Source organism: Coprococcus sp. AF21-14LB (assembly GCF_003458885.1).
GTDB lineage: Bacteria > Bacillota > Clostridia > Lachnospirales > Lachnospiraceae > UBA9414.
Window position 1 is genome coordinate 1 of sequence record NZ_QRVX01000105.1, and the last position, 2,247, is coordinate 2,247.

General features: G+C 51.8%; 1 rRNA gene. It reads right to left on the reverse strand.

The features are described from left to right. Positions 1 to 9 precede the first annotated feature (9 nt). A 23S ribosomal RNA gene (locus DWX73_RS13120) occupies positions 10 to 2,247 on the reverse strand; the annotation flags it as partial.

Below are 2,247 nucleotides of genomic sequence, written 5' to 3' on the forward strand. Positions count from 1 at the left end.
TTACCTCACTTGGTTATGCCCTCGACCGATTAGTAACAGTCAGCTACATGTGTTACCACACTTCCACCTCTGTCCTATCTACCTCGTCGTCTTCAAGGGGTCTTACAACTTTCGTTGGGATATCTCATCTTGAGGGGGGCTTCACGCTTAGATGCCTTCAGCGTTTATCCCGTCCCGGCTTGGCTACTCTGCTATGCATTTGGTAATACAACAGATACACCAGCGGCCAGTCCACCCCGGTCCTCTCGTACTAAGGGCAGCTCCTCTCAAATATCCTACGCCCACGCCGGATAGGGACCGAACTGTCTCACGACGTTCTGAACCCAGCTCGCGTACCGCTTTAATGGGCGAACAGCCCAACCCTTGGGACCTACTTCAGCCCCAGGATGCGATGAGCCGACATCGAGGTGCCAAACCACTCCGTCGATGTGAACTCTTGGGAGTGATAAGCCTGTTATCCCCAGGGTAGCTTTTATCCGTTGAGCGATGGCAATCCCACTTTATACCACCGGATCACTAAGTCCTACTTTCGTACCTGCTCCACCCGTCGGTGTCACAGTCAAGCTCCCTTCTGCCTTTGCACTCTTCGAATGGTTTCCAACCATTCTGAGGGAACCTTTGAGCGCCTCCGATACCCTTTCGGAGCGACCGCCCCAGTCAAACTCCCCACCTGACATTGTCCCCCAGCCGGTTCACGGCTGCTGGTTAGAAATCCAGTACTGCAAGGGTGGTATCCCAACAGCGACTCCATGGCAACTGGCGTTACCATTTCTCCGTCTCCCACCTATCCTGTACATGCAATACCGAATCCCAGTATCAAGCTGGAGTAAAGCTCCATGGGGTCTTTCCGTCCTGGCGCAGGTAACCAGCATCTTCACTGGTATTTCAATTTCACCGGGTGCATTGTTGAGACAGTGCCCAAATCATTACGCCTTTCGTGCGGGTCGGAACTTACCCGACAAGGAATTTCGCTACCTTAGGACCGTTATAGTTACGGCCGCCGTTTACTGGGGCTTAAGTTCAAAGCTTCGCTTGCGCTAACCTCTCCCCTTAACCTTCCAGCACCGGGCAGGCGTCAGCATATACTTCACCTTTCGGTTTCGCATAGACCTGTGTTTTTGCTAAACAGTTGCTTGGGCCAATTCTCTGCGGCCACTTTTACATGGCACTCCTTCTCCCGAAGTTACGGAGTCATTTTGCCGAGTTCCTTAACAATGCTTCTCCCGTCGGCCTTAGGATTCTCTCCTCATCCACCTGTGTCGGTTTACGGTACGGGTACAGTACAAACAATAGCGGCTTTTCTTGACGCATGGCTCACATACTTCGTTACTTATGTTTCACTCCGCATCACGTCTTCGGCTTATCACACGGATTTTCCTATGTGACACCTACCTCGCTTGCGCCGGTCTTTCCATTCCCGGCTTATGCTCTCCACACGTGTCCCCACAGTTCTGTCATACTGCAGTACAGGAATTTCAACCTGTTGTCCATCGACTACGGCTTTCGCCCTCGCCTTAGGTCCCGACTTACCCAGAGCAGATCAGCTTTACTCTGGAAACCTTAGATATTCGGCCTGGAGGATTCCCACCTCCATCTCGCTACTCATTCCGGCATTCTCTCTTCTTAACGCTCCACAGCTCCTTCCGGTACTGCTTCGCCGCCCTAAGAATGCTCCTCTACCAATCCCTTATAGGATTCCTGAGCTTCGGTAGTGTGTTTCAGCCCCGGACATTTTCGGCGCAGGACCTCTCGACCAGTGAGCTATTACGCACTCTTTTAATGTATGGCTGCTTCTAAGCCAACATCCTGGTTGTCTTTGAAATCCCACATCCTTTTCCACTTAACACACATTTTGGGACCTTAGCTGCAGGTCTGGGCTCTTTCCCTTTCGACTACCCAACTTATCTCGTGTAGTCTGACTCCCGATAAGCATCACTACGGCATTCGGAGTTTGATATTCTTCGGTAAGCTTTGACGCCCCCTAGGAAATTCAGTGCTCTACCTCCGTGTGACTCTATCGAGGCTAGCCCTAAAGCTATTTCGAGGAGAACCAGCTATCTCCGGGTTCGATTGGAATTTCTCCCCTATCCACACCTCATCCCCACCCTTTTCAACGGATGTGGGTTCGGTCCTCCATTGCCTTTTACGGCAACTTCAACCTGGACATGGATAGATCACCCGGTTTCGGGTCTACTCCGGCTGACTTGGCGCCCTATTAAGACTTGGTTTCCCTTCGGCTCCGGACCT